Annotated in this window: 4 protein-coding genes, 1 tRNA gene and 1 rRNA gene; 4 read left to right on the top strand and 2 right to left on the bottom strand. The window is 67.4% G+C overall.

Features of this window, described 5'->3' with window-relative positions; genetic code table 11:
- Nucleotides 1-259: 259 nt before the first annotated feature.
- Nucleotides 260-336 (bottom strand) — tRNA-Met (locus tag NVS89_RS22825).
- A gap of 165 nt (nt 337-501) precedes the next feature.
- Between NVS89_RS22825 and NVS89_RS22820 the strand changes: the two genes are divergently transcribed.
- The 4 genes from NVS89_RS22820 to NVS89_RS22805 all read left to right on the top strand — a co-directional run bounded on the left by NVS89_RS22820 (nt 502) and on the right by NVS89_RS22805 (nt 5,050).
- Nucleotides 502-1,425: a CHAD domain-containing protein gene (locus tag NVS89_RS22820; protein WP_258735087.1), complete on the top strand. Its 924-nt coding sequence runs from the start codon at nt 502-504 to the stop codon at nt 1,423-1,425.
- A 29-nt stretch (nt 1,426-1,454) separates the two neighbouring features.
- Complete coding sequence (locus NVS89_RS22815; RefSeq protein WP_258735086.1) at nt 1,455-2,396, top strand: LysR family transcriptional regulator; 942 nt, start codon at nt 1,455-1,457, stop codon at nt 2,394-2,396.
- Between the two features lie 274 nt (nt 2,397-2,670).
- A complete protein-coding gene (locus NVS89_RS22810; RefSeq protein ID WP_258735085.1) occupies nt 2,671-3,876 on the top strand; it encodes an NAD-dependent formate dehydrogenase in 1,206 nt (401 codons plus the stop codon).
- A gap of 202 nt (nt 3,877-4,078) precedes the next feature.
- A complete protein-coding gene (locus tag NVS89_RS22805) occupies nt 4,079-5,050 on the top strand; it encodes an aldo/keto reductase (protein ID WP_258735084.1) in 972 nt (323 codons plus the stop codon).
- A 1,069-nt stretch (nt 5,051-6,119) separates the two neighbouring features.
- On the opposite strand, the gene rrf is transcribed toward NVS89_RS22805, so the two are convergent.
- Nucleotides 6,120-6,235: ribosomal RNA gene (rrf, locus tag NVS89_RS22800) — 5S ribosomal RNA — on the bottom strand.
- Nucleotides 6,236-6,271: the final 36 nt, after the last annotated feature.

Below are 6,271 nucleotides of genomic sequence, written 5' to 3'. Positions count from 1 at the left end.
GGGCGTCCTCGAACAAGCCGGAGCTGGTCGTGGTGGTGGAGAGCCCGGTGTCGGAGGCGCGCATGCGCGACATGTTCAGGCTGGTCGACGGCGTGCTGCGCACCCACCCGGAAGTGGGCGCCTATAATCAGAGCCTGTGAGGAAAGAGGCGCCGTTCAGGCGGCGCCCTTCGCCAGGCGGGCCGGGCGCCCGCGACGCCAAAAAAGAAGAGGCCGGCTTGCGCCGGCCTCATTCAAATCGTCGATCATCTTGGTAGTTTTGGTTGCGGGGGCAGGATTTGAACCTGCGGCCTTCAGGTTATGAGCCTGACGAGCTACCGGGCTGCTCCACCCCGCGTCAGAGCCGACTTTTTCGCGTTCCCGGAGGGCCGCGCCGCGTCGACGAGGCGTATCTAGCAATCCCGATGGCCAATTGAAAGGGCTGCGCGCTAACTTTTTGTCATCAGTTCGTCGCGGCCATCGGTGGTAGTGTCGCAAGCGCCTGAAGACACGGAGAAATTCGATGGCGGAGCTCAGGGACGACGTGATGGTGGAAGATGCCGCCCCACTCGCCTCCGACACCGACACGCCGCTCGGCCCGCTCGGCCATGCCCTGCTCCACGCGGCGCAGGAAGCGCGGACGGCGCTCGACACCAGGGATCCGGTCAAGTCGGTCCACGACCTGCGCAAGGCGTTCAAGCGCCTGCGCGCGCTGCTGCGCCTCGTGCGCGGCCGCAAGAAGGCGCATGACGCGCGCACACTCGAGCGCGCCCTCGCCGACGCGGCGCGGCGGCTGTCCGGAGCGCGCGACCACGCCGCGCGGCAGGAGGCTCTCGACGACCTCGTCGCCAAGGCGGAGCTCGCGCCCGCGCACGCGCAGGCGGCCATGCTCGCCCTCTCAGCGCCCGAGGAGAGCGGCCACGCCACGCTCGGCGTCGGGCCGCACGAGGCCGACCTCAACGCGCTGGTTTATCGCTGCCTCATCGACACGCCGCGCTTCGCCGGTGCCATGTCGACCGGCCAGCTCGTCGACGCACTCGCCGACGACTACGCCCGCGCCCGCCGCCGCGGCCGGAAGGTCGATCCGGCGGACGCGGAGGGGCTGCACGACCTGCGCAAGGCGGTGATCGCGCAGCGCTACCAGATGGGGCTGGTGACCCCGCTCTGGCCGCGGCTCGGCAAGGTGTGGGAGGACGAGCTCCAGCGGCTGCGGGACAAGCTCGGCAAGCATCACGACCTCGCCGCGCTGGCCGCGCGCCTCGCGGCCTATGAGCCGGTCGCGCAGGACGAGGCGTGGCACGCCGCCGTCAGCGCCGCCGCCGAGGCCCGCCAGCACCGGCTCGCCCACTCCGCCCTCCACCTCCACCGGCGGCTGTTCGCCGAGCGCCCGAGGACGTTCCGCCGGCGTATCGCCGCCTATTTTGATCCTGTATCGAAGAAGGAATAAGAAAAGGCGCCCGAGCGCAGGAAGGTTCGATGTTCGTCCGCCAGATGCACTACCTCGTCGCCCTTGCCCGCGAGAAGCATTTCGGCCGGGCCGCCGAGGCCTGCCACGTCTCCCAGCCGACGCTTTCCGCCGGCATCCGCAAGCTGGAGCAGGAACTCGGCCTGCCGATCGTCGTGCGCGGCCATCGCTTCCTCGGCTTCACGACCGAGGGCGAGCGGGTGCTGGGCTGGGCTCGGCAGATCGCGGCCGACTATGAGAGCCTGCGCCAGGAGCGCGCCGAGCCCGGCGGCCAGCTCTCCGGCACGCTGCGGGTCGGCGCCATCCCCTCCACCACGGCAGCCGCCCCGGCCCTGCTCGCCCGGTTCCGCGACCGGCATCCGCAAGTGAAGGTGCAGATGCTCACCCTCAGCTCGGTCGCGATCCAGCGCGGGCTCGACGAGCTCGACCTCGACGCGGGCATCACCTATCTCGAGAACGAGCCGCTCAACCGCGTGCGCCGGCTCGACCTCTATGTCGAGCGCTACGTCTTCGTCACCCGCCGCGACGAGGCGCTGGCGCGCCGACGCACCATCGGCTGGACCGAGGCCGCCGCCCAGCCGCTGTGCCTGCTCACCTCCGACATGCAGAACCGGCGCATCATCGACCAGGTGATGAGCGATGCCGGGCTGGCCGCGCAGCCGGCGATCGAGACCAGCTCGTTCATGGGGGTGTGGAGCTTCGTGCGCAACGGCCCCTGGACCAGCATCGTGCCGGAAGCGAGCTTCCGCGGGCTCGGCGACGCGACGGACCTCGTCGGCATCCCGCTGGTCGACCCGGTCCACACCCAGCCCATCGGCCTCGTGCTCTCGGACCGCGAGCCGCTGAGCCCGGTCGCCGGCGCGCTGATGAAGATGGCGCGCGACCTCTCGCGCAGTCCCGCCGGCGCGGCGCTGCCGGGTTCCGTAATGTCGATTGAGAATATTTTTAAGTAATGGCTGGTTGATCGCCGCCATCTATCAATTCTTCATCCCTTTCGATTTGAACAGAACGCTCCTGCGCCCCAGACTCTGTTCATCGGCGGCGAAGCGGTGGAGATCAGGCCGCGCGCCGCGCCGATGCGGAAACGCCCGTCGCCTCGCCCGCCGGAACCGTCGGCGATGCACGGACCACATCACGATCCGGATCCGGGGCGCCCGCCCCGGCCAATCGGTCTGTCGCTCCCGCGGCGGAAGCGCTTCCGTGTGCCCCTAGCGAGGAGATGCCAACATGGCAAAGGTACTTTGCGTCCTCTATGACGATCCGATCGACGGTTACCCGAAGAGCTATGCGCGCGACGACCTGCCGAAGCTCGAGCACTATCCCGGCGGCCAGACGCTGCCGACGCCGAAGGGAATCGACTTCACCCCCGGCGAACTGCTGGGTTCGGTCTCCGGCGAGCTGGGCCTGCGCAAATATCTGGAGGCGAACGGCCACACGCTGGTCGTGACCTCCGACAAGGACGGCCCGAACTCGGTGTTCGAGAAGGAGCTCGTCGACGCCGACATCGTCATCTCGCAGCCTTTCTGGCCGGCCTATCTCACCGCCGAGCGCTTCGCCAAGGCGAAGAACCTGAAGATGGCGGTCACGGCCGGCATCGGTTCCGATCACGTCGATCTTCAGTCGGCTATTGATCGCAACGTGACGGTCACCGAGGTCACCTACTGCAACTCGATCAGCGTCGCCGAGCACGTGGTGATGATGATCCTGTCGCTGGTGCGCAACTATCTGCCCTCGCACGAATGGGCGAAGAGCGGCGGCTGGAACATCGCCGACTGCGTGCAGCACGCCTACGACCTCGAGAAGATGGAGGTCGGCACCGTCGCCGCCGGCCGCATCGGCCTCGCCGTGCTGCGCCGCCTGGCGCCGTTCGACGTCAACCTCCACTACACCGACCGTCACCGCCTGCCGGAATCGGTGGAGAAGGAGCTGAACCTCACCTGGCACGCCACGCGTGAGGAGATGTACCCGGTCTGCGACGTGGTCACGCTCAACTGCCCGCTGCACCCGGAAACCGAGCACATGATCAATGACGAGACGCTGAAGCTGTTCAAGCGCGGCGCCTATCTCGTCAACACCGCGCGCGGCAAGCTGTGCGATCGCGACGCCGTGGCCCGCGCGCTCGAATCCGGCCAGCTTGCCGGCTATGCGGGCGACGTCTGGTTCCCGCAGCCGGCGCCGAAGGATCACCCGTGGCGCACCATGCCCCATAACGGCATGACGCCGCACATCTCCGGCACCACGCTGACCGCGCAGGCGCGCTATGCCGCCGGCACGCGCGAGATCCTCGAATGCTTCTTCGAGGGCCGGCCGATCCGCGACGAGTATCTCATCGTCCAGGGCGGGGCGCTCGCCGGCACCGGCGCGCACTCCTACTCCAAGGGCAATGCGACCGGCGGTTCGGAAGAAGCCGAACGTTTCAAGAAGGCGGGCTGACCGCCGACCGGCATTCGGCGAAGAACCCGCCGGATGCCGCCTCTCCCAAGGCTGACTGGCGCCCCGAGCGAACGGCGGGGCGCCTTTTTCTTTGCCGTGCGCCGCGGCGCCGGGGGGGCGCGATCAAATTAGCGCGCGGACGTTCTCCGACGGCCGGCGCTGCTCTAGCCTCCCCACATCGGAAATGATCGGGAGAGGCGGCATGGACTATGTGAAGCTCGGCAATACGGGGCTCGAAGTTTCGCGGCTCTGCCTCGGCTGCATGACCTTTGGCGAGCCGGACCGCGGCAACCATGTCTGGACCCTGCCAGAAGACCAGAGCCGGCCGCTGATCCGCCAGGCGATCGAACTCGGCATCAACTTCCTCGACACCGCGAATGTCTATTCCGACGGCTCCTCGGAGGAGATCGTCGGGCGCGCCATCCGTGATTTCTCCCGGCGCGAGGAGATCGTGCTGGCGACCAAGGTGCACGGGCGCATGCGCCCCGGCCCCAATGGCGGCGGCCTGTCGCGCAAGGCGATCTTCGCCGAGATCGATGCCAGCCTCATCCGGCTCGGCACCGACTATGTCGACCTCTACCAGATCCATCGTTGGGACCCCTCCACGCCGATCGAGGAGACGCTGGAGGCGCTGCACGACGTGGTGAAGGCCGGCAAGGCGCGCTATATCGGCGCCTCCTCCATGCCCGCCTGGCACATGATGAAGGCGCTGTTCACCGCCCGGCTCAATGGCTGGACCCGCTTCGTCAGCATGCAGAACCACCTCAACCTGCTCTACCGCGAGGAGGAGCGCGAGATGCTGCCGCTGTGCCTCGACCAGGGCATCGGCGTCATCCCGTGGAGCCCGCTGGCGCGCGGACGGCTCGCCCGCGCCTGGGACGAGAGCACGCACCGCGCCGAGACCGATGCCTTCGGCAAGACGCTCTATGTCGAGGCCGATCGCGCCGTCGTCGACGCGGTGGGCGCAATCGCCGCCAAGCGCGGCGTGCCCCGGGCGCAGGTGGCGCTCGCCTGGCTGTGCGCCAAGCCTGGCGTCACCGCCCCGATCATCGGCGCCTCAAAGCCGGGGCATCTGACCGATGCCGTCGCGGCGCTGGAGCTGCGGTTGACGGCGGAGGAGATCGCATGGCTTGAAGAACCATACGTGCCGCACCGCGTGGCGGGGTTTAGCTGAGGGGACCGGGAGTCGGCGGTGGGGAACGAAACGGCGTAGCCTCGGGGCACGATCGATTGCCGGCTGTGTTACTGCATGTGTGCAGGCGCGATCCGCTATGGGTGTTGAGTGCCACCCGCCGGTGCCACACCTCGAAAGCGTTTCGGCCAGTCTCGGCCGCTCCAGGGGCGATGGCGCAAGGATTCATATCAGCGAGTTTTTGAACGCAGTCCGCGCAAAGCGTATTGAGACCCCAGAATGTGTAGTCTCGTTCCAGCCCAACCGGGGTGGGCCGATGCAGGAAATCCGGGACAATGGAACGCCAGCGGTTTGCTTGCTCTCCCGTCCTCTCTAAGGCGGAGGCCTCGTCGTTAGCCGGCTGTTCTCTGCATGCGAGGGTTGTCGATCGGCTCGCAGCCGCCTGGCTCTGATCGTCGGAAAAACTCGACGGGGACCGGGCTGTCGCCGGCGGACAGCCGTGGCATGTGCACGCTCCAACGGAATACCCATTAGGCGCCAGCTCGTCAGCAGACGGAGCCCGATTGCCACACGTCGGGTTACGTTACCGATGCAAGTCGCCGGTTTTCACTCAGCTTGGCGACGGTCTTGCGCCGCTCGAACAAGGAAGGAGGCCCCCAATCCGCAGGCTCGATGACGCTCGACAGCCGCGCATCACCTATCGCATCGCGCGCGGGAAATCGGGCATAGATGTAGGTTTATCGATGGGCTGAGGGAGCGGAAACCTCGGGTCGTCAAACCTATCATAAGGGATCGCTCGCGGGCGCGCGTTCCCCGGAGCGGCTATTTGGCGGTTGTTGTCGGGACTCGTTGGTCGACGGCCGTTCGGCGAACCAGCGGCCCGCAGATCCCAGTCGAGCGCGCTCCGAAGGGGCAATGTCGGTTGCCATTCCGCGCATCGAAGGGCCGCGCCGGCAATGTTGTTCTGGGACCAGCGGCGGTGCGCAGCGCTCGGGTAGAGCCGTCGCCCTTCCTCCCCGTGCCCCAGACGCACAAAACCCCGCTTGTGGTTTGAGCCACGAGCGGGGTTTTGGTGTTTGGTATCGTATGAGAAGCGCGCTGTTCTTTGCAGGCCTGGCGGCGACCTACTCTCCCAGGGTCTTGAGACATAGTACCATCGGCGCTGAGGAGTTTAACGGCCGAGTTCGGGATGGGATCGGGTTCAGGCTCCTCGCAATGGCCACCAGGCCGGCGAAGGACAGCGAAGCGAAGCAAGGATCGGAG

The sequence above is a fragment of the Ancylobacter mangrovi genome (assembly GCF_024752355.1).
In the GTDB taxonomy this organism is placed as follows: Bacteria; Pseudomonadota; Alphaproteobacteria; order Rhizobiales; family Xanthobacteraceae; genus Ancylobacter; species Ancylobacter mangrovi.
The sequence above is the reverse complement of the archived record's forward strand: the minus strand, read 5'-3'. Positions and strand labels throughout refer to the sequence as shown.